The sequence below is a fragment of the Arthrobacter sp. ES3-54 genome, from assembly GCF_029504395.1.
Lineage (GTDB): Bacteria > Actinomycetota > Actinomycetes > Actinomycetales > Micrococcaceae > Arthrobacter.
In genome coordinates, this window is record NZ_JAQFIF010000015.1 from 47,602 (window position 1) to 68,882 (window position 21,281).

A 21,281-nucleotide genomic window follows, 5' to 3' on the forward strand; every position below is an offset into this window, starting at 1 on the left:
GGATTCCACCGTGATTGATCAGATGGTGACCGAACGCAATTGGACGGAAAACCTCAGCTACCAAGCCCATCCGGGCACTGTGGCGGCACCGCAAGACCTCCGGATGGATTCGGACGGGAAATTCCGCAACGCCTTCCTTGGCTGCACGGTGGCCGGCCGCTGATAGTGTCACGATGATGCCTCCACGTACTCTTGCTTCCGCGGCGGCGAGGGAGCCGGATCCGTCCCGCCGCAACAATTTGTCGCTGCTGACCTCCCTCGTCCATCACCACGGCGTCCTCAGCCGTGCCCAACTGACCCGGCACACGGGACTGAACCGTTCCACCGTCGGGACGTTGATCGGACAGCTCGTTACCTTGGGCCTGGTCTATGAAACGGCGCCCGCGGGTGAGGGGCAGGTCGGCAGGCCGAGTCCGAACGTCCATCCGAGCCCGTCGGTCGCGGCGTTGGCAGTCAACCCAGAGGTCGACGCCGTCACTATCGGCCTGGTCAGTCTCGGGGGGAAGGTGCAAAAGAAGATCCGCTTCGACACTGAACGGATACCGAGCGCCCGCGAAGCGGTGAATATCGCGTCGGCTGTTATCGCCGGGATGCGCTCCGAGTTGGATACGTCCTACCGGATCACGGGCATTGGCATGGCCGTGCCCGGCCTGGTCAACCGCGACGACGGCGTAGTCCGGCACGCTCCGCACCTGGGCTGGCGGAACGAGCCGGTCGCCCGAATGCTGAGCGAAGCCACCGGCTATCCGTGCCAGGCCGCGAACGACGCCTCCCTCGGCGCCGAAGCTGAGCTGATTTTCGGCGCCGGTGCCGGGCAGGGGAACCTGATCTACCTCAATGGCGGCGCCAGCGGCATCGGCGGCGGAATTATCTCCGACGGGCAATTGCTCAGGGGTGCCTCCGGCTACGCCGGGGAGATCGGCCATACCTTTGTCCGCTCCGGAGGAAAGAGCTGCCACTGCGGCGCCACCGGCTGCCTGGAAACCGAAGTCTCCCAGTCCCGCCTCCTCGAACTGGCCGGCCTGAGCCGCGGCGACACCGCCGACCTCGAAAAGGCGCTGGCGACCAGCAGCAGTGCTGAGGTGAACGACGAAGTGGCACGCCAGCTCATGTTCCTGGACATAGCCCTGCGCAATGCCGTGAACATTTTCAACCCTGAGGCAATCGTCCTGGACGGTTTCCTGGGAACACTGTACGCTCTCGCCCCGGAGTCGGTGGACGGAGTGCTGCTATCCCAGGCAATGGACGGCCCCGCCGGGCAGGTCAAGATATACCGTGCAGCACTCGGTTCTGACCTGATGATGATCGGGGCCGCGGAGCTGGCGTTTACCCCATTCCTGGCCGACCCCGCAGGCCTCGGCACAACCACCCGCACCGCGCCCGCGGCGGGCTAGGAACCCGACGCTGGTTCAGAAGCCGGAGCAGCGGGGTACGGCATTGCGCGCGGATCGACCACCCAGGCCAGCTATCTGCCATACAAATAGGTGGCATCAGGAAACACCCCTTCACCGAATACCTCTTTTGCCTCAGTCTGGTTACTAGACCTGCAGCGACCCCTCTCAAAGCAATCAGTTACTTAGAAGGAATTCAACGTGGAAACTCCCCTCTCACATCTTGCCCACCTCGAGATCACCACCCCCGACGTCGAAGCCTCGGCACGGTTCTACGAGGAAAAGTTCGGTATGCGCATCATCGACCGGGTGGACGGCAACGTCTACCTGCGCTGCTGGGGTGACTACTACCGCTACAGCCTGGTCCTCACCGAAGGGCCGGAAGCTTCCCTGGGCCGGATGGCCTGGCGCGCCAACTCCCAGGCTGCCCTGGAAGCCGCAGCCCAGCGCCTCGAAGCAACCGGTGTCCAGGGCACCTGGACCGCCGGCGGCCACGGCTACGGCAAAGCCTACGAATTCACCGGCCCCTACGGCCACCACATGCGCCTCTTCTATGACGTTGAGAAGTTCGCGGCTGAGCCCGGTTTTGAATCCACATACCCTGACCGTCCCGAGCGCCGCAGCAGCCACGCCGCAGCGCCCCGGTTCCTGGATCACGTCACCGTGGCCTGCTCTGATGTCCGTGGCTTCGCCAAGTGGTACAACGAGGCCCTGGGCTTCCGCGTCATGGCCTTCGTGGACCTGGACGAAGCACCCATCACCGTCTTTTCCGTGCTGACCACCAACGAAAAGTCCCACGACCTGGGCGTCGTCCTGGACACCTCCAGCCGTGCCGGCCGCGTCAACCACATCGCCTTCTGGGTGGACGCCACCGAGGATCTGCTGCGCACCGCGGACGTCATGATGGAAAACGGCACTCCGATGGAGTACGGCCCCTCCATCCACGGCGTGGGCGAGCAGAACTTCCTCTATTTCCGCGACCCCTCCGGCCTCCGCGTCGAGCTCAACTCCGGCGGATACCGCAACTACGTCCCGGACTGGGAAGCCAACACCTGGAAGCCCTCCGAAGGCTCCAACAACTTCTACAAGAACGGCGCCATGCCGCACTCCATGACCGAATCCTTCCCCCCGGCCGAAGGCTTCACCGCAACGGAAGAAGGCGCGTCCCCGGAGATGAAGGAAGCCCTCCTGAACCCCTACGCCAAGCAGGGACGGGGCTAGGACACCATGGCCGAAACACAATATGCACTCATCCGGTTCCAGGAGACCGGTGACAGCAAGGCCCGCGCGGGCCTGCTGGTCGGCGACCGCGTCGTGGCGCTGAATGAGGAGATCAATACACTGATCGAGCACTGGGACACCACCGAGAGCCAGCTGGATGCCATCGCCGCATCGGCAGGCGAGGACACCGGCCTGGCGAAGGCCGACATCGAGGTCCTCGCCCCGGTAGAGCCTGTCCAGGTCCTTCAGACCGGTGCCAACTACCGCAAGCACGTCATCGACCTCGCTGCAGCCCACCGCGAACCCGGCCAGGACGAGGACGAAGTCCGGGACAGGACCGCCGCGATGATGGACAAGCGCGCGGGCCAGGGAACGCCGTACTTCTTCATCGGGCTCCCGACGGCGATCGCGCCCGCCACGGACGACCTCACCCTGCCTGCCTACTCCAAGTCCCACGACTGGGAGCTGGAACTGGCCGCGGTGATCGGCAGGACGGCGTTCCGGGTCACCCCCGAGGAAGCCTTGGACTACGTCTTCGGCTACACCATGGTCAACGACATCACAACCCGTGAGTACGTGTTCCGCAAGGACATGCCGGCGATCGGCTCGGACTGGTACCGCGCCAAGAACGCCCCCGGCTTCCTGCCCACCGGACCGCTGCTGGTGCCCGCCAAGTTCTTCGGCGACCCGCAGGACGTCCAGGTGACGTTGAAGCTCAACGGCAAGGCCATGCAGGACGAGTCCACCTCAGACATGATCTTCGGTGTCGCCAAGCTGGTCAGCGAGGCCTCCCAGATCATGCCGCTGCGCCCGGGAGACCTGGTGCTCACCGGCAGCCCGGCCGGGAACGGCCAGCACTGGGGACGGCTGCTCCAGGACGGCGACGTCATGGAAGGCGCCATCACGGGACTGGGCACCCAGCTCATCCACTGCAAGGACGAAGTTGTAACTGAAGGCAGCCAGCAGTGACCAGCCAGGACACAGCACCAATCACCACCGGCACCGGGGAATCAGCCACTGATGCCCCGGTCATCCGGCGTGACGATCCGCTCAGCAGCATCCGCGCCATGGCCGAATCCCACAACAACTGGGGCCGCTGGGGCCAAGACGACGTCCTTGGGACCCTGAACTTCATTGACGCCGACAAGCGCATTGAAGCAGCAGCCCTGGTAAAGACGGGCGAGGCCTTCTCGCTGTCCCAGCCGTTCGACACCAACGGACCGCAGAAGGGCTGGCGGCGGCGCACCAATCCTGTCCACACCATGACCGACACCGGCGTGGACGCCGAACGGGGCAACCAGGGCTTCCCGCACGGCTTCGGCGGTGCGGACGACGTCATTGCCATGCCGCTGCAGTGCTCCACCCAGTGGGACGGTCTGGGCCATATCTTCGACCAGGGCAAGGCCTGGAACGGCCGGGCGGCAGGGGACGTGGTCACCTCTGAAGGTGACCTGGTGACCGGCATCGAAACCGCTGCGGCCAAGATCGTCACCCGCGGCGTCCTGCTGGACGTCGGCCGCGCCATCGGACCCGAACTGGGAAGGACCGACGGCGAGCTGCCGGACGGTTTCGCCATCACCCCGGAGCACCTCCAGCGGACCATCGACCTGCAGGGCCCCAGCTCAAAGGTTGGCCGGGGCGACATCCTGGTGATCCGCACCGGACAGTACACCCGGGTGCGCCGCGACGGCTGGGGCGACTACGCCGGCGGCGCGGCCCCCGGGCTGTCCTTCAGCACCGCGCCCTGGCTTCACCACAGCGAAATCGCCGGGATCGCCACCGACACCTGGGGTTTCGAGGTCCGGCCCAACGAGTTCGACGGCGCCTTCCAGCCCCTCCACCAGATCGCCATCCCCAACCTCGGGCTGTTCCTCGGCGAAATGTGGGACCCGGACGGCCTCGCGGAGGCCTGCGCGGCAGACGGCAGGTACGACTTCCTGCTCACCGCGGCGCCCCTGCCCATTACCGGCGCCGTCGGATCGCCCGTCAACCCGATCGCCCTCCGGTAATCACCGTCCGGTAGCTTTCAGTACAACAGCACCACAACCATCATCAGTTACGCCGTCAATACAAAGGAGTCAGCGATGGCAGCAGCACAGAACGTCGGAATCGTCGGGGCGGGAGCCGCGGGACTGACCGCCGCCATCCTGCTGGCCGACGCCGGAATCCAGGTTGAAATCCTGGAGAAGGCCGATGCCCCGCAGACCCTTGGCTCTGGAATCACATTGCAGGGGAACGCCCTACGGGTCCTCCGCCAGCTTGGCGTCTGGGAGCAAATCGAGGCGAAGGGCTACGCGTTCAGCACCCTCGGCCTGCGCGCCCCGGACCCCGCCGGCACCGTCATCGCCGTGTTGGATGACATGCGGACCGGCGGTGACGACCTCCCAGCCACCCTGGGTATGTACCGCCCCGACCTCACCGCCATCCTCCGCGAGCGTGCCGAGCAGGCAGGCGCACGGATCAGCTACGGCAAGACGGTCACCGAAATAACGGACGACGGCGATTCCGTCACCGTGAGCACCGCCGACGGCGGCACCGCCCGCTACGACCTCGTGATCGGCGCCGACGGCCTGCACTCAGCTGTGCGCAAGGCCATCGGCATCGATATTGAACCCCAGTCCACGGGCATGGGCATCTGGCGCGCGTTCGTGGAACGGCCGCAGGACGTGGTCCGCACCGACCTGACCTACGGCGGGCCTTGCTTTATTGCCGGCTACTGCCCCACCGGCCCGGACACCATCTATGCATACCTCGTGGAAAGGGCCCAGGAGCGCAAGCACGAGGACGGCCCCCGCATTATGGCCGAACTCGCCGCAGCCTACGGCGGCCCATGGAACGAGATCCGCGCCAATCTGGACCAGAGCGCCCGTATCAACTACACGTGGTTCACTACCCACCTGGTTGACGGGCCGTGGAACCGCGGCCGCACCGTCATCATCGGCGACGCCGCCCACAGCTGCCCGCCAACCATTGCGCAAGGTGCTGCCATGGCAATGGAAGACGCAGCCGTGCTGGCCGATCTCCTGATCGGCGCCGACGACATTACCGAGACACTCTGGAAAGAGTTCACCGACCGCCGCCTGGACCGGGCAAAAGCAGTGGTCGACGCCTCCGTCCAGCTGGGCCAGTGGATGCTCGACGGCGTCCGGGACGCCAACGTGCCGGGCCTCATGCATTCAGTCTCCAGCTTGGTTAGGGAGCCCGCATGAGCACCGGCCCTGCTGAAAAACCTACCGTGGACGTCCACGCCCACATCCTGCTTCCGGCCCTGCAGCAATTGGTGGCCGAAGCTGATCCCGAGGGCTTCGGCGCTCAACAGGCCCTGGAAGTCCGGCGCAACGGACCAGAGTCGATGGCCGCTTCGGGAAAGATGATCAAGGAGCGCTGGCCGCAGCTGACGGACCTGGACCGCCGTCTTGCGGACATGGACGCCCAAGGTGTGGACGTGCAACTGGTCTCGCCGTCGCCGTCGCACTTCTACTATTTCGCCGCGGAAGAGCTGGCCCTGAAGGTGGCCAAGGCCGCCAACCTGGCCGTGCGGGAGTTCGTGGACCGCGCCCCGGAACGCCTCAACGGTCTGGGCCTGGTCCCGCTCCAACACCCCGCCCTGATGGTGGAAGCCTTGGACCATGCTGTCCTAGAGTGCGGGTTGCTCGGTGTGGAGATCGGTTCGTTCGCCGCAACTCCCGGCGATCCGGAGCACAGCACCGTTGAGCTCTCGGATTCGCGCCTTGATCCGTTCTGGCGCCGCGCGGAAGAACTGGGCGCCCTGGTGTTCCTGCACCCGTTCGGCTGCTCGCTGGACGAGCGGCTGGATCGCTTCTACCTCGCCAACACCGTCTCCCAGCCCGCGGAAAACGCGGTGGCTCTCTCCCACCTGATCTTTAGCGGGATCCTGGACCGGCACCCCGACCTGAAAGTCCTCGCCGCGCATGGCGGCGGGTATCTTCCCACGACGATAGGGCGCTCCGACCATGCCTGGAAGGTGCGGCCCGAGGCACGCGGCTGTGCTGAGCCGCCTTCGTCGTACCTGAAGATGCTGTACTTCGACTCGTTGGTCCATAACCCGGCTGAGCTGCGGGCACTTGTGGCTGCGGCGGGCCCAGAGCAGGTCCTGCTGGGCTCAGACTACCCGTTCGACATGGGCTCCGACCGCCCCGCGGCAGAGGTGATCGAGGCGCGGCTTCCGGCGGAGGACGAAGCCAGGGTGCTGTCCGGCAACGCTGCTGCCCTTGGCATCACCCCCGCTTCCATCCTCACTGCCCCCCGCACAGCCTAAGGACGTTTTTATGGTCAAGATTGCTCGTTGGAATGATGACGGCGGGACGCAGTCCGGCTTCGTTGACGGCGGTAACTGCTACGCCCTCCCCGCAGGCCAGACGGTCCAGATGCTCTTGGACGCCGGGCTCGAAGAAACGCTGGGTGTTGCCCGCCGGACCATCGGTTCTGGCCCGGCCGTTCCGCTGGCGGCCGTGCAGCTGCTCGCCCCACTGGCGCCCACCACCATCCGGGACTTTGTCGCGTTCGAGGAACACGTCGAAGGCGTGCGGAAGAGCATCGATGGCGTGGCCGGCGTAGTGCCTGAATGGTACGAGGCGCCCACCTTTTACTTCACCAACCCGCATACGGTGACCGGTACCGGCGAGGTGATTGGTATTCCGGCGGGCTGCGAGGACCTGGACTTTGAAGCGGAAGTCGCCGCCGTAGTCGGACGCGTTCCCGGAAGTGACGGCCGCAACCTGACAGCGTCGGAGGCGCACCGGCACATTTTCGGTTACACAGTCCTCAACGACTGGTCGGCGCGAGACCTGCAGCGCCGGGAGATGAAAGTCAGCCTGGGGCCGTGCAAGGGCAAGGACTTCGCGAACACGCTGGGACCCTGGATTGTCACCGCGGATGAGTTCGAGGACCTGCACGACGCCGAAGGGTTCCTGCCGATCTCCATGGCCGTGGAAGTCAACGGGAAAGCTATCGGGCAGGACCTGCTGTCCAACATGGGCTGGCCGTTCGCCGAGCTCGTCGCCTACGCCTCGCAGGACTCCGTGGTGCGGCCCGGCGATGTGCTGGGCTCCGGCACCTGCGGCAGTGGCTGCCTCGCGGAGCTCCGGGGGCGGAACGGTTCAAAGACTCCCCCGCCGCTTAAAACCGGCGACGTGGTCCGCATGACGGTGGAAGGCATCGGCAGCATCGAGAACACGGTAGGCGCCCGGCGCGAAGCCGTGACCCGGGTGCCTGCCCGGCCCCGTCCGCGCAACCGGGTTGCCTCTACGGTTACTTCCGGTATCTAACGTGGTTTCCCTTCAGCTCGGTGGCCGGACTGTGGTGGTCACGGGCGCGGGCCAGGGCCAGGGCGCTGCCGAGGCGCGCATGCTGGTGGAGTCCGGGGCCCGTGTCATCGCCACAGACCTGTCGGCGGACGTGCCTGCTGAGTTGGCTGCTGTGCCCTCGAGTTCCGCCGGCGCGCTGGTGTACCGGCAGCTTGATGTCGCCGATGCTTCCGGCTGGGCAGATCTAGCTTCCTGGATCGAGTCCCATGGGTGGCAGGTGGACGGGCTGGTCAACAATGCAGGCATCACCCAGCGCAGCCGGTTGCTGGATGCCTCCATAGCTGACCTTCAGCGCGTCTATGAAGTCAATGTCGCCGGAAGCCTGCTGGGGATCCAGGCGCTCTCACCCCTGCTGGGCAGTGCCGCATCCATCGTCAATGTCGGTTCCGTCGCAGGCCTGACCGCGCACTATCCGGTGGCCTACACCGCCAGCAAGTGGGCGTTGCGGGGACTCTCGCAGGTGGCAGCCATGGAACTCGGCCCGCGGGGGATCCGCGTTAATACTGTCCATCCGGGCTTCATCGAAACGCCCATGACGGCGAGCGCTAAGCCCGAATTCAGGCAGGCGACCATGGCCGAGATCCCGCTGGGGCGCACTGGAAGCGTGGAGGAGGTGGCCGGCGTCGTGTTGTTCCTCCTCAGCCCGCTCTCTTCATTTGTGACCGGTGCCGAGATCCCGGTGGACGGCGGCCAGTCAGGCCACGGCGGAGCAAAATCTGTCTCCGACGCCATGCGCTGACGTGGCGCACGATTCCAACTAGCCCGGCAGCACCGCCGACCAGCCGCCGTCGACCATCAGGTTGGCGCCCGTCACGTATGACGCTTCGTCGGAGGCAAGGAACAGAGCGCATTTGGCCACTTCTTCCGGCGTGCCGATCCGGCCCAGCGGGATGCTGCCGGCGATGGACCGCATGGGGTGGTCGGCGGCCAGGAGGTTGCCCTCGGTGGCGGCGGTGCGGATCATTCCGGGGCTGACAGCGTTAACGCGCAGTCCATAGGGAGCTCCTTCGGCCGCGAGCTGCTTAGTCATGGCCACCACGGCTCCCTTCGCGGCAGTGTGGGCAAGCCGGCCGTTGGTCATGGAACCGGTAACTCCCGCCGTGGATCCCACCAGCACGACGGCGGCGTCCCGCACTTGGATCAGTTGTGGCCAGAAGTATTTGACCGGCAGGAAGACCACATCCATCTCGTGTTCAACATTCCACTTCCAGTCGGCAAACGTGAGCTGCTCCACCGGGGCGAAGCGGGTGACCGCCGCGTTGGCATAGAGGATGTGAACCGGGCCCTGGTTTGCGGCTACGTCCTGCGCCCATGCCGCCACAGCGGTCTCGTCGGTGAGGTCAACCCGGCTGCTGCTCATCCGGCCCCCGGCTGCGGTGACCTTGTGGACGGTGGCCGCGGCGCCGTCGTCGTCCATGTCGCAGCCCACCACCACGGCGCCCGCCTCGGCGAAGGCGAGCGCCGCCGCCCTGCCCTGGCCGCTGGCCGTTCCGGTGATGACGGCGGTTTTGCCGGCCAAGCGCTGGCTGGAGACAGGCATAGGGGTCCCTTCGAAAGTGCGTTCCTTCGACTCTCGCAGGAATGGCCCGGACGGGGAACGGCGCTTTGGCTCTAGGTGGTATCCGCCGCGTGGATAGTCACGGGGTGGGCGGTGACGGGGAAAAGTTCGTGCAGCCGCGAACAGGCCCGCTGGACCACAGAACGCAGCCAGACGCTGGCAGGGTCCTCTGCCTGGGACGGGTGCCAGTACATCGCTTCCACGAGGGATGCTTCAGCGCCTTCGGAGAACCCCAGCACAACGATGTCCGCGCCGCGTTGAGCCCGTGCTGCCAGCATCCCGGGGACGAGCGCCACGAGGTCTGTCCCTTCCACCAGGAGTGGCAGGGACAGGAACCCGGCCACCACAGCCGCCACGCGGCGCTGAATACCTCGCGATTCGAACAGCTTGTCCGCTGGGGTGCTGATTCCCTCACCGAAATAGCCGACGGCGTGGGGAACAGTGGCCAGGTCCTCCACAGTGAGCCGGGGCTGCTGGAGCAGGGGATTTCCGGTGTCAGCCACAGCAACGAAGCTGTCCCGGAACAGCTGCTTGCTGGCTCCCTGCATCTGGTACCCCGTGGGCCCGACGAGCAGGTCGATTTTTGAGTAGTCAGCCATCTGGCCCTGGATCCCGGACTTGGCTGTGGGAACGAAATCCACCGACACCCCGGGGGCCTCCTCGCGCAGGATCCCCCGCAGCGGCCCCACGATCAGCGCCGCCGCGTAGTCCGAGGCTGCGATGATGAATTCCCGCTCGCTCGTGGCGGCGTCGAAGCCGGACCGTACGCGCGTGGCCCGCTGGATGTGAAGCATGGCTTCATCAACCAGCGGGACCAGGGACTGTGCGAAGGGCGTGAGGTCATAGGTGCGGCCGTTCCGCACCAGGAGTTCGTCGTCGAAATGGCGCCGGAGCCTGGCCATGGCGGCGCTGGTGGCTGGCTGGCTGAGCTGGAGCCTCTCGGCTGCCCGGGAGATGTTCCGCAGTTCCAGCAGGACCTGCAGCTGGGGCAGCAGGTTGAGGTCCAGGTTCTTCATACCCACAGGTTATCCGTGCCTCGAGGTCAGCCCAGCCACAGCTGGCGGCCGTCCGAGCCCCAACGAGCAGCTGACCTAGGCGCCCTCCGAACCAAGCTTCTCAGCAACCTTCCGGGCACCGCGGACCGCGATGGCCACGCTCATCAGCGTGGGATTCATGGCCGTTGCCGTCGGAATGAGCGCATTTCCGCCCACTACCAGATTGTCGTAGCCCCACACGCGCGACCACGGGTCCGCCACCGAGCTGCCGTCGTCGGTTTCACCCATGCGCATGGTGCCCTGGTAGTGCAGGCTCGAGCCGTTCGGCATGAGCCGGGGCTCGGCAACGAAGGCGCCAAGGGCCTTGCCGGCACGCCGCAGCCGCTCGGTTGCCTCGGCGATTTCCGCGTTTTCCCGCTCGGTGAGCGCGTACTCGATGGTCATGTTGGGGAATCCCCTGTAGTCCGGCTCATTGTCGTCGAAGATGACGGCATCCTCGTAGCGCGGGTGCTTGCGCATGCCGTAGCCCATGTTGACGTAGCCCCAGCGGTTCTCGGAGTACGGGGTTCCCGGCTCCATCGGGAACGGCGTGGTCTCGGTGTACATCACCTGGACGGAGAAGGGGTGCTCCGGCTCTGAGAACGGGATGCGGTTGACCGCCGCGACGGGGTCTGCCGGGTTCAGTGCGCGCCGGGCCAGCTCGGCCTTGAGGTCCTCTTCGGTGGCGTACCGCCCCATCTTTTCGGCGTCCAGCGCCACCGTGGAGATGACCACGGGATGCTCGGTCAGGTAGTGACCCAGCGCCTTCGGCCGCACGCCGGATGCCCAGAGGAGCTGCGGGGAGCGGAAGGCATCCCCGGCCACCACAACGATGTCCGCTGCCACGAATGACTTCTCCCCGGTGCGGAGGTCCTCGGCGGTGACACCGGTGACCCGGTGTCCGTCCAGTTCCACGCGGCGGACCAGGGTGAGGTCACGGAGTTCGAACTGCTTCGAGACCAGGCTGTCCTTATCGATCAGCGGTCCGAGGACGACGTCGGCCCCCGCCCAGCGCACGGACCCGTCGGGCTGCGGGTCCCCGGCAACCGGAAGGGTGCCCACGCCGTACCCATCCGGCAGCTCCGCGCCGAACTCTTCATCGAGGAGGGTCCGAATGGCCTCACCAACGGCGGAGTCGGCAAACGCTGCGCTGTGGACGTGCAGCAGCTGCTTCGCGTCCTCAATCAGCCTTTCCCATTCGTCGCCCGCTATGAAGGGGATCTTTTCACTGAAGGCGGGCGACGGCGTCGCGCAGGTCCAGTGCGCACCTTGGCCACCCACGTTGGTGGCCGCAGCCGCGGCCGGGAAGGATGACGCGTGGGCGGAGCCTGCGCCGCCGAAGTCCAGAAGGTGGGTGCCTTGACGGGCGGTGAACATGCCCTCGGTTACGGTGGCTGCGGGGATGCCGAGCGACTCCCGATAGGCACCGGCCTGCGGCCCCTGCGACATCTCGCGCGCACGCGCCTTCTCGGCTGGGTCGGGGATATTGCGGACGCTTTCGCCGGGAACCTCCGTAAGCCGCGGTCCGGCTTCGAACATCACCACCCGGGCGTTCGGGACCTGCTCGAGGAGCACCCGCGCATAGGTGGAGCCGATGGGCCCGCTGCCGACGATGGCGATAGTTGGGTTGGACATGATGTCTCCTTTGAAATCAGGCCGAAAGGGATTCGGAAGTTGTTTGCGAAGCGAGAACGGGTTCGTCAGAGAGGCGCCCGTGCGGAAGCAGAACCGCCGCGACGATTCCCACGGCGTACGTGGCCGCCAAGGCAATAAAGATGGGTGTGAAGACTGAGCCGTAGATCTGAGCCACGCTGGCCTGGACTGCCGGCGCGGCCCCTTGGACCAGCTTCGGGGTCAGGGTGGAAGCGTCCAGGCCCGCCGGCAAAAGGGCCGCCACGCCGAAGCCGATCACCCCGCCGATAATCGCCGTCGCCACTGTTGACCCCACCTGCCGCACCAGGTTGATGGTCGCGGTGATGGTGCCGGTCTGGCTGGCCGGAGCAGCTCCCTGGACCACTGCGACGATCAGGCTCATGAACGCGCCGGTGCCCATCCCAACAGCGGCCATAACGATCATGGGAACCCATAGCGGAAGCCCGGCGGGCAGCATCGCCATCACAAAAAGTCCGGCGGCCCCCAACGATGTTCCCAGGATGGGGAAGATCCGGTACCGCCCTGTCCGGCTGGCCAGCCATCCGGTGAGCAGGTTGCTGGTCAGCATGCCGAACACGGTTGCGATGGGCACGAGCCCGGACACGGTGGCGGTTGTCTGGTACGCCATTTGGAAGTACGTGGGCAAATAGGCGGTGATGGAGAAGAGGCCGACGCCGATAATCGCCGAGAGTGCGGTGCCTGCCGCGATGGTCCGGTTGGCGAAGAAATGCAGGGGGACGATGGGTTCGGGTGCGCGGCGCTCAACAAAGTAGAAGGCAACAAAGCCCAGAATGCTGACCGCGAGCGCGGCAGCGGTGGCAGGGCCTGCGCTCCGTTCTGCGGCCCAGGTGGCGGCGAGGACAAGGGCCACCAGTGCAGCGGTAAAAACAGCTGCCCCGGCAACGTCGAAGTGGCGGGGCATGGGGCCAGGCTCCAAGTGGGGAACGGCAACCAGGGCAAGGGCCAGGGCTGCAGCGCCCACCGGGATGTTGATCCAGAAAACCCACTGCCAGCCCCAGTAATCGGTGATGGCGCCACCGAGAACGGGGCCAACCAGGACCGCGATGGGGAAAGCTGCGCCAATGATGGCCATGTAGCGCGGACGTTCCCGCTGCGAGGTGACCCTGGCGATGATGGTCTGCGACATTAGCTGCAGGCCCGCGGAGCTCATCCCCTGCAGGACGCGCGCGGCGATAAGCCATGCCATGTCCTGGGAGAACCCGCAGGCCAGGGAGGCAGCCAGGAACATCACCAGCGAACCGAGGAAGATCCGGCGGGCTCCCAGGACATCACCTAGTTTGCCGAGCACCGGCAGTAGCACTGTGCTCGCGAGGGTGTACCCCACAACAACCCAGCTCATGAGCTTCAGAGCGCCCAGCTCACCCGCAACCGTGGCCAGGGACGTGGACACCACGGTGTGGTCCAGGGCGCCGAGGAAGGAAACCGTGAGCAGGGAGATAACAAGGAGACGGAGTCTCAAAGGTGAAAGTGGCATAGTGATCTACCCGAACGATCGGGCCGTCGACGCGACGTGTTGTGCCTCCGGCGCGCCATCACGACGGAGAACGGGTTCGGAAGGAACCCCGGCGCCGTTACCCATACTACCCCACTTTAGTTGGAAAACAACAAAAGAATGCGTGGATTAGACGTCCATGGCGGGCACCCCCTCATGCAGCAAGCAAGGCGCGCGTGAGGATCATGTCCTCGAGCAGCTCCTCCAGTTCCGTTCCAGGCTGACCCGAAGAACGCGCCTCGATGGCCCGGCGCAGCGCCAGGCGGGGTGATGATTCATAGCGCTCCGGAGCCCTGAGTGTCCCGTGCTCAGTTGACGTCTCCAGCCGCGTCAGCCCGGCCGGCTGGTCCACGGTGACTTCGGTGCGCACCTCGCCGAGGGCCAGCACCTGGAGCAGTCCGCCGGCATGAAGGCCCGCCGCCGCCGTCGCCCCAAGGGTGACGGGTATTGCCCCGCCGGCAGATCCCCCTGAATCCAGCAGAGCAATCCTGGCTTGCGCCGTGGCAATGCACACCGGGAGCGTCAACGGGCCCTGGACCAGGGACCGCGCCCAGCCCAAGCCGTCGCGGATTACCGCTTCAAGGCCTGCCGCGGGGGCAGCACACTCGACGGTGATGATCCGGGCAGGGCTGTCTCGTCTTGCCCGGACCGCATCGGCAACAACATCGGGGCGCAGGCGCGGGCGCTCAACGATGACCGGGATGTCACCGGGCCATGGGTAGGCTCCGATTCCTTTCTGCGGGAGCACAGCAGGGTCCGCAATCACCACTGCCGCCGCTCCCCCGGCCCGGGCGGCCAGCATGCCCTGCCACCAATCGCCGGATCCAGGCACCACAGCCACCGCCCCACTTACGTCATCGGTGAGTGCAGCACTGACGGGAAGCTCGGCGACAGCCGCGACATAGGAAGGTAACGCCGTGAAGATGCCGCGCCCTAGATCTGCTGAACTCACTGCGACACCCCTTCAAGAACTTTCGCTGCGGCAGCATCGGCCAGGTCGATTGCAAAATGCGAGTCAGCCAGCAGTTCGTCGTACTCCACAGGGGCCCCGCCTTCAAGGAGTGAGGCAAGCAGGCGCCACTCAGCCATATAGCCGTCTTCCGGATCCCGCCTGTACTCCGTCCACTGCCCGTCCGCGCTTCGCACTCGGGTGGCCGCGCTTCCGGCATGGACAAAGGCGGGCGGGAAATTCACCTCGATGCGGTCGTGGGAGGTGGCGATACTCATCCTCCAGAGGGCATCCGGTCCTTCCGGAAGCATGGTAAGCGCCAACTGGACCAGGATTCCGCCGGCCCGATACCCCACAAGGTAGCCGATTGGCGGAGCGACCCGCGCGTAGACAACCTCGTCGATGCCTGGCGCGATGTCCCTCACGGCCGGAAGATCATGGATCGCAAGACCGGTCAGCAGCTGCCGCAGGACGCTGGCCGCAACCGCAGGACTGTCGAGGTCCAGGCGTCCCCGCCGGACGGCCTGGAAAGGGCCACCCTCGGCGACCAGCCGGTGGTACCTGTCATTCGGCGGGAGCGCCAGCGTCACGGAGATCGCCTGTACCCGGCCCGCGAGGGCCACAAGATGATGCTTGGCCCGTCCCCACGCGGCGTCAAACAGGTGGTTCGTCCCCACCAGAAGAACCGTTCCTGCGACCCGGCAGGCAGAGATGACTTCATCGGCTTCTTCCCTGCTGGTGGCCAACGGCTTCTCGCAAAAGATGGCGGGCTTCCCCGCGGCTACAGCCGCCAGGATTTGGCGGGCATGTTCAGCGGGCGGGCTGCATATGGCCGCCAGATGGACAGCCGGGTCCGCAAGCAGGTCCGCCTCCCCCACCGACCACCGGGCATCAAGCCTTTCGGCCAGGCCCTGGGCGCGCCCACTTCCCGCATCGGCAATGTGCACCACCTTGAACAGCTCCGCCAGCCGCCCCAGCACCGGCAGATGCAGGGCCGCGACGCCCGGCCCGGCTCCAAGAAGTCCTACATTCCAAGGCATCATTGCCTCCCCCTCTTTTGTCCTTATTGTTCATAAGTACGGAAATATCTGGCTATAGTCGCTTTCAACCCCACCTTAGTCCCCTGCTATGTGTGAGAATTGTGATCATGACGACAGAGTCCACACTCCGCTTTGGAGCACAAACGGATGAAGTGACGAGCCTGCTGAGGATCGTCAACCTGGTGCGAACGGGCGAGGCAACAACGCGCCCTGAAATCGGCAAGGTCACTGGGCTGGGCAGGGGTGTTGTCAGCCAGCGTGTGGACCAGGCCATTGAGATCGGTTTCCTCGGGGATGGAGAATTCGGCGCCTCCTCCGGGGGCCGCGCGCCCCGGACTCTGCGCTTCCGCGCGGAGCAGGGACGGATCGTGATATGCGCCCTCGGAGCCGCTCATATAAGGGTTGGCGTCACTGCGCTTGACGGCGACATCCTAGAACACACGCACCGCACCTGGGATATCGCCCAGGGACCGGAGAAGACCATTGACGCAGTGATGGCCCTCGTTGATGACGTGCTGAAAAAGAATCACGAAGTGCCCGTCTGGGGTGTGGTGGTGGGCCTCCCCGGCCCGGTTGACTTCGCCACGGGACAACCGGTGGCACCTCCGATCATGCCCGGGTGGAATGGATTCGATGTCCGCACGCCTTTCGAGGACCGCTTTAACGCACCGGTGTGGGTGGATAACGACGTCAACCTGCTTGCCCTTGGTGAGCGCGCCCGCCGTCGCGAATCCCTTGCGAACCTCATCTATTGCAAGATCGGTTCGGGAATCGGCGCCGGCCTGCTGTCCCAGGGCAGGATCCACCGCGGTGCCAACGGCGCGGCCGGCGATATCGGCCATGTCCGGGTTTCCGACTCCCAGGCGCAATGCCGCTGCGGCAAGATCGGCTGTCTCGAAGCGGTGGCCAGCGGTTGGGCCCTGGTCAGGGACGCGGAACAGGCCGTCACGGAAGGCACCAACAGCTCCCTGGCTCCGCTGGTAAAAAAGGGGACACTGACCCTCGAGGAAATCACCCTCGCAGCCCAGGCCGGGGACCCGCTGGCCATCACACTGATTCAAAAGTCGGCCCGGGTAGCGGGTGAGACCATCTCAGCCCTGGTGAACATGTTCAACCCCGGAATCATCGTCATCGGCGGGGCCATGGGATCGGCCGGCGAGGTATTCCTGGCCGAAGTGCGCCAGCGGGTCTACGAACTGTCCCTGCCGCTCGCCACCCGCGACCTCACCATCACCTTGTCCGTAAACGACGAGCGCGAACCCCTGCGCGGAGGAGCTGAGCTGGCCCGCGAGCAGCTGTTCGATGTCACCTTCCCGCGCTGGTTTGCTGACGGCAGGCCCTCACCGGAACGGGCCGCTGTTCCCGCTTAGAGTCCACTGCGTGGCCTGCGCATAGCCGCTCAGGCCACGTCGCGGGAGACGCTGGGCACCGGTGCCCGGTCAAGCTCCAGCCGGGCCTCCAGATGGAACGGCAGGGCTAGCGGCGAACCGGGATGCGCCTGGAGGTAGGGCACCAGAAGCTGGAAGTCGACGGCGACGGCGTGCGTCCCGCGGGAAAGCTCGCGCCGGCCGGCCAAGACCAGCCTGTCCTGCACGAACCACCACCCGGACTCCGCCTGCAACGTACCCGCCCGCACACACCGGGCCCCCAGCACCACCGCCAACTCCCCTGCCGCCACCGGAACGCCATCGACCTCAACTGCGAGCTCAGCCACGCTGGAAAGGGGCATTGAGCGGATCCATGGCAGGCCGAGCCGGAGTTCAAAGCCTCCCGGCGTGGCCGTCAGTGCATCTTCGCGCAAAGCGGTTTGCAACATAGCTTCATCCTTTATCCTAAAAGTGACATAAGTTTGTCATTAACAAGCATAAATGGGAAGGCAACACATGGCCCCCGCACTTCCTGACAACTGGACCCTCTGCGCCAGCTCCTTCAACTGGACTCCGGAGATCACGGCAGCGCGGCGGACTGCCCTGGACGTTGTGAGTGGCATCGCGGATTCCGTGACGAAGACAATAGAGCTCGAACCTGGGCTGCTGTGGCGGTCCTTCCCCGCTCCCCAAGACGCCGAGGTAGACGAACTGCGGGATTCGCTGGCGGCAAGAGGGGGACGCGTCAGCATCGTTGGCGCCAGCCTCGACGACTTCATGTCACCAACCGACCGCCGCTCGTTGCAGGAGCGCTTGGACTTCCTGGTCCCCCAACTCAGCGCCGCCAGCCGAGTGGGTGCCCGCGGGATCCGGTTACCGATCGGACAGGCGGGCACGGAACTGCTCACGCTGCTGCAGCCGCTGCTGCATGAATTCGATCTGGTGCTGTACGAAGAAATCCAAGGGCAGCAGACTCCAAACAACCCTTCGGTGGCACCAGCCCTGGATGCGATAGCCAGGCTGGCAGATGACCACGTGCGGGTACTCGTTGACATCAGCATGCTCATGCCGGCCCTTCCCGTCACCTACCTTCATGAGTTGCGGCAGGGCGGCGTTCCTTCCGACCTTCTGGCGCGCCTGGAGAATGACTGGCGCGATCCCGCCACCCTCGATGCCGTCACCGCCCTGCTCCGCGCAGGGAAGGTTCCGCCGCGCATCCACACCCTCTTTATGAACCTGCTCATCCGCTTCGGCCGCAGTGACGCCGCAGACCTGCAGGGCATCCTCCCCCTGGTGGGCGCCTTCCATCTGAAGTTCTGGGACCTGGACGACGACGGCGGCCGGGTTTCGCAGCCGCTGCATGACCTCGGCAGCCTGCTCGGCAGGAGTGGTTTCAACGGCACGCTGACTAGCGAGTGGGGCGGCCACGAGTGGCTGCAGGACGACCCAACGGAGATGACGCGGAGTCACCTGGCCCTGGCGGGGGCAGCCCTCGCAGAGCCAGCATTGGTCGAGCCGGCACCAGCGGCCCGGGCTGCCCGGGCTGGCCTCTGACCGGATACAAGAAGCTCATGGCACAGGAAAGGCCGGCCCCGCGGGGCCGGCCTTTCTTGTATGCGAATTACTTCGTGCTGAAAGCGGCGTCGAAAGCTGCTGCCGAGGGTTCATAGCCGGAGAGCCTGCGCACGAACGTAAGCGCCTCGGGGGCGCCATCCAGCCGGTCCATTCCGGCGTCCTCCCACTCCACGGACAGCGGCCCGCGGTAGTCGATGGCGTTCAGCATCCGGAACGCATCCTCCCACGGCACGTCGCCGTGGCCGGTGGCGATGAAGTCCCAGCCGCGGCGCGGATCAGCCCAGGGCAAATGGGAGGAGAGCCGGCCGTTGCGCCCGTTGGACAGGCGCTTCTTCGTGTCCTTGCAGTGCACATGGTAGATCCGGTCCTTGAAGTCCCACAGGAACCCCACAGGGTCGATGTCCTGCCACACCATGTGACTCGGGTCCCAGTTCAGGCCAAAGGCCGCGCGGTGCCCGATCGCCTCGAGGGCGCGCTGCGTTGTCCAGTAGTCGTAGGCGATCTCTGACGGGTGCACCTCGTGGGCGAACCGGACGCCGCACTCGTCGAAGACGTCCAGGATGGGGTTCCACCGGTCGGCAAAATCCTGGTAGCCGGCGTCGACCATCTTTTCGGAGGCGGGCGGGAACATCGCCACGTACTTCCAGATGGACGATCCCGTAAAGCCGGTCACCGTCTTCACGCCGAGCTTGGCGGCGAGCCGCGCAGTGTTCTTCAGCTCCTCGACGGCACGACGGCGGACCCCTTCAGGATCGCCGTCGCCCCACACAACGTCCGGCAGGATGCCGCGGTGCCGTTCATCGATGGGGTCGTCGCAGACGGCCTGGCCCTTGAGGTGGTTGGAAATCGTCCAAACTTTGAGGCCATGGCGTTCCAAGATGTCCAGTTTTCCCTGCACATAGGCGTCATCGTCCCAGCGCCAGGGGTCCAGATGGTCCCCCCAGCACGCGATTTCCAGCCCGTCATAGCCCCACTCGCCAGCGAGCCGGGCCACTTCCTCGAACGGCAGGTCGGCCCACTGGCCCGTGAACAAGGTGATCGGTCGTGCCATCTACTTCCCCTCCTACACGGCCTGCACGGGGACGCCGGAAGCGACGCGTGTCCAGGCGGAATCATTCTCGGAACTGCGCTCGACGGCGTCGAGCACCCGCTGCACCCTCAGCCCGTCAGCGAACGACGAATGCGGGACGGTGCCGCCCACGATGCCCTCCACTAGGTCCTTGACCTGGTGGGAGAACCCGTGCTCGTAACCGAGCATGTGGCCTGCCGGCCACCACGCCGAAACGTAGGGATGCTCAGCTTCCGTGACCAGGATCTTCCGGAAGCCCTGGCGGTCCGCAGGTGCCGTACGGTCGTAGAACTGAACGCTGTTGAGGTCCTCCAAATCGAATGCCAGGGCCCCCTTGTCCCCGGAAACCTCGATCTCCAATGCGTTCTTGCGACCGGTGGCAAAGCGTGAGGCCTCGAACGACGCCAGCGCCCCGGATTCGAAGCGGCCCGTGAAGATGGCGATATCGTCCACGGTCACCTGGCCCTTGCCGACACCGGCAGTGCCGGAAAGACCCGCACCTGAATCCAGGAGCGGCCGCTCCTTCACGATGGTGTCGATAACGCCGGACACCTTCGCCAGTTTCAGCCCGGTGACGAACTGGGCCAGGTCGATGGCGTGGGCGCCAATGTCCCCCAGCGCCCCAGAGCCAGCGTGTTCCTTCTGCAGACGCCAGGCCAGCGGCATCTCCGGGTCCACGAGCCAGTCCTGCCGGTAGGATGCGCGCACGTGGTTGATCGTGCCGACGGCGCCTTCGGCGATGAGGTTGCGGAGGAACGTGACGGCCGGAACGCGGCGGTACGTGAAGCCGACCATTGCGCGGATGCCCCGGGTCGCGGCCCGCTCCGCAGCCTCGGCCATCGCTTCCGCTTCCGCTTCCGTGTTGGCCAGCGGTTTTTCGCACAAAACGTGCTTCCCGGCTTCGAGCGCGGCGATCGCGATTTCGGCGTGGGAGTCGCCGGGAGTGACGATATCGACGACGTCGATATCGTCCCGGGCGATCACCTCCCGCCAGTCTGTGGCGGACTCTGCCCAGCCCCACTTGTCCGCAGCGGCAGCGACCGCTTCAGCGTTGCGGCCCACAACCACCGCCATTTCCGGCTCAGCAGGCAGGTCGAACACCCGCGGCGCCGTCCGCCAGCCCTGGGAGTGGGCAGCACCCATGAAGCCATAGCCGATCATGGCCACGCGCAAGGTTTTCATGCGAGCACCACCTTTCGTTCAACGGCAACGCGGTTGCCCACGTAACGCATCGGCGCGATCTGCATATACAGCAGGCGCAAGGTGAGGATGACTTCGACGTCGATCTCCTCGCCGGTATCGGGGACGCGGTCCAGCGGGATGATCACGTCAGGCTTGTCTGCGACGAACCACAGGGTTTCCCATTGCTCCGGGAGTTCAGCTATGGAGTAGGACTTTTCCTGCAGTTCGAAGCGGAGGGACTCTTTGGGAATCTCCACGCCGTTGACGGTTGCGACGACGTCGTCAACGGCGGACAGCCAGAGGCTGCGGTACCAGGGCAGCTGCACCGACACGGCAATCCCCTCGGGGTGCCTGCGGACGTCGGTGTCCTGGAACAGGGAATTGTGAGTTGCCATGGCTTTC

21 protein-coding genes are annotated in these 21,281 nt (G+C 65.7%); 11 read left to right on the forward strand and 10 right to left on the reverse strand.

Features of this window, described 5'->3' with window-relative positions:
- Positions 1 to 10 precede the first annotated feature (10 nt).
- The 9 genes from M2428_RS18965 (at position 11) to M2428_RS19005 (ending at position 8,678) form a co-directional block, all read left to right on the forward strand.
- Positions 11 to 163 (forward strand): hypothetical protein, encoded by a 153-nt coding sequence (locus tag M2428_RS18965; RefSeq protein WP_277527510.1) that lies wholly within the window; start codon positions 11 to 13, stop codon positions 161 to 163.
- A 10-nt stretch (positions 164 to 173) separates the two neighbouring features.
- A complete protein-coding gene (locus M2428_RS18970) occupies positions 174 to 1,394 on the forward strand; it encodes an ROK family transcriptional regulator (RefSeq protein ID WP_277527511.1) in 1,221 nt (406 codons plus the stop codon).
- Positions 1,395 to 1,592: 198 nt separating this feature from the next.
- Positions 1,593 to 2,612 (forward strand): VOC family protein, encoded by a 1,020-nt coding sequence (locus tag M2428_RS18975; RefSeq protein ID WP_277527512.1) that lies wholly within the window; start codon positions 1,593 to 1,595, stop codon positions 2,610 to 2,612.
- Positions 2,613 to 2,618: 6 nt separating this feature from the next.
- Positions 2,619 to 3,581 (forward strand): fumarylacetoacetate hydrolase family protein, encoded by a 963-nt coding sequence (locus M2428_RS18980; protein WP_277527513.1) that lies wholly within the window; start codon positions 2,619 to 2,621, stop codon positions 3,579 to 3,581.
- The gene (locus M2428_RS18985) at positions 3,578 to 4,621 is read left to right on the forward strand and encodes a cyclase family protein (RefSeq protein WP_277527514.1); all 1,044 of its coding nucleotides are present in this window, start codon (positions 3,578 to 3,580) and stop codon (positions 4,619 to 4,621) included. Before M2428_RS18980 ends, M2428_RS18985 begins: the two co-directional genes overlap by 4 nt.
- A gap of 75 nt (positions 4,622 to 4,696) precedes the next feature.
- A complete protein-coding gene (locus tag M2428_RS18990) occupies positions 4,697 to 5,821 on the forward strand; it encodes an FAD-dependent oxidoreductase (RefSeq protein WP_277527515.1) in 1,125 nt (374 codons plus the stop codon).
- Positions 5,818 to 6,891, forward strand: a complete 1,074-nt coding sequence (locus tag M2428_RS18995; protein WP_277527516.1) for an amidohydrolase family protein — start codon at positions 5,818 to 5,820, stop codon at positions 6,889 to 6,891. Before M2428_RS18990 ends, M2428_RS18995 begins: the two co-directional genes overlap by 4 nt.
- A 10-nt stretch (positions 6,892 to 6,901) precedes the next feature.
- Positions 6,902 to 7,900: a fumarylacetoacetate hydrolase family protein gene (locus M2428_RS19000; protein ID WP_277527517.1), complete on the forward strand. Its 999-nt coding sequence runs from the start codon at positions 6,902 to 6,904 to the stop codon at positions 7,898 to 7,900.
- A 1-nt stretch (position 7,901) separates the two neighbouring features.
- Complete coding sequence (locus M2428_RS19005; protein WP_277527518.1) at positions 7,902 to 8,678, forward strand: SDR family NAD(P)-dependent oxidoreductase; 777 nt, start codon at positions 7,902 to 7,904, stop codon at positions 8,676 to 8,678.
- Positions 8,679 to 8,696: 18 nt separating this feature from the next.
- On the opposite strand, the gene M2428_RS19010 is transcribed toward M2428_RS19005, so the two are convergent.
- The 6 genes from M2428_RS19010 to M2428_RS19035 form a co-directional block, all read right to left on the reverse strand.
- Positions 8,697 to 9,479 (reverse strand): SDR family NAD(P)-dependent oxidoreductase, encoded by a 783-nt coding sequence (locus M2428_RS19010; RefSeq protein WP_277527519.1) that lies wholly within the window; start codon positions 9,477 to 9,479, stop codon positions 8,697 to 8,699.
- Positions 9,480 to 9,550: 71 nt separating this feature from the next.
- The gene (locus M2428_RS19015) at positions 9,551 to 10,513 is read right to left on the reverse strand and encodes a LysR family transcriptional regulator (protein ID WP_277527520.1); all 963 of its coding nucleotides are present in this window, start codon (positions 10,511 to 10,513) and stop codon (positions 9,551 to 9,553) included.
- Positions 10,514 to 10,588: 75 nt separating this feature from the next.
- On the reverse strand, positions 10,589 to 12,166 hold the full coding sequence (locus M2428_RS19020; RefSeq protein ID WP_277527521.1) for a GMC oxidoreductase: 1,578 nt from the start codon (positions 12,164 to 12,166) through the stop codon (positions 10,589 to 10,591).
- 16 nt (positions 12,167 to 12,182) lie between these two features.
- The gene (locus M2428_RS19025) at positions 12,183 to 13,664 is read right to left on the reverse strand and encodes an MFS transporter (RefSeq protein ID WP_277527522.1); all 1,482 of its coding nucleotides are present in this window, start codon (positions 13,662 to 13,664) and stop codon (positions 12,183 to 12,185) included.
- Between the two features lie 187 nt (positions 13,665 to 13,851).
- Positions 13,852 to 14,649: a hypothetical protein gene (locus tag M2428_RS19030; protein ID WP_277527523.1), complete on the reverse strand. Its 798-nt coding sequence runs from the start codon at positions 14,647 to 14,649 to the stop codon at positions 13,852 to 13,854.
- A complete protein-coding gene (locus M2428_RS19035) occupies positions 14,646 to 15,689 on the reverse strand; it encodes a Gfo/Idh/MocA family oxidoreductase (RefSeq protein WP_277527524.1) in 1,044 nt (347 codons plus the stop codon). The genes M2428_RS19030 and M2428_RS19035 overlap by 4 nt, the downstream gene beginning before the upstream one ends.
- Positions 15,690 to 15,793: 104 nt before the next feature.
- Here M2428_RS19035 and M2428_RS19040 point away from each other — a divergent pair, with 104 nt between their 5' ends.
- Positions 15,794 to 17,056, forward strand: a complete 1,263-nt coding sequence (locus M2428_RS19040) for an ROK family protein (RefSeq protein WP_277527525.1) — start codon at positions 15,794 to 15,796, stop codon at positions 17,054 to 17,056.
- A 29-nt stretch (positions 17,057 to 17,085) separates the two neighbouring features.
- On the opposite strand, the gene M2428_RS19045 is transcribed toward M2428_RS19040, so the two are convergent.
- Entirely contained in the window at positions 17,086 to 17,502 is a 417-nt protein-coding gene (locus M2428_RS19045; protein WP_277527526.1) for a DUF6379 domain-containing protein, read from the reverse strand.
- Positions 17,503 to 17,569: 67 nt separating this feature from the next.
- Here M2428_RS19045 and M2428_RS19050 point away from each other — a divergent pair, with 67 nt between their 5' ends.
- On the forward strand, positions 17,570 to 18,607 hold the full coding sequence (locus tag M2428_RS19050) for a restriction endonuclease subunit R (protein ID WP_277527527.1): 1,038 nt from the start codon (positions 17,570 to 17,572) through the stop codon (positions 18,605 to 18,607).
- 67 nt (positions 18,608 to 18,674) lie between these two features.
- Here the strand turns inward: M2428_RS19050 and M2428_RS19055 are convergent, their stop codons facing one another.
- The 3 genes from M2428_RS19055 to M2428_RS19065 are packed head-to-tail and all read right to left on the reverse strand — an operon-like array spanning position 18,675 to position 21,274.
- Positions 18,675 to 19,679, reverse strand: coding sequence for a sugar phosphate isomerase/epimerase family protein (locus M2428_RS19055; protein WP_277527528.1), 1,005 nt, complete (start codon positions 19,677 to 19,679; stop codon positions 18,675 to 18,677).
- Between the two features lie 12 nt (positions 19,680 to 19,691).
- Entirely contained in the window at positions 19,692 to 20,879 is a 1,188-nt protein-coding gene (locus M2428_RS19060; protein WP_277527530.1) for a Gfo/Idh/MocA family oxidoreductase, read from the reverse strand.
- Complete coding sequence (locus M2428_RS19065) at positions 20,876 to 21,274, reverse strand: DUF6379 domain-containing protein (RefSeq protein ID WP_277527531.1); 399 nt, start codon at positions 21,272 to 21,274, stop codon at positions 20,876 to 20,878. Before M2428_RS19065 ends, M2428_RS19060 begins: the two co-directional genes overlap by 4 nt.
- Between the last annotated feature and the right edge of the window lie 7 nt (positions 21,275 to 21,281).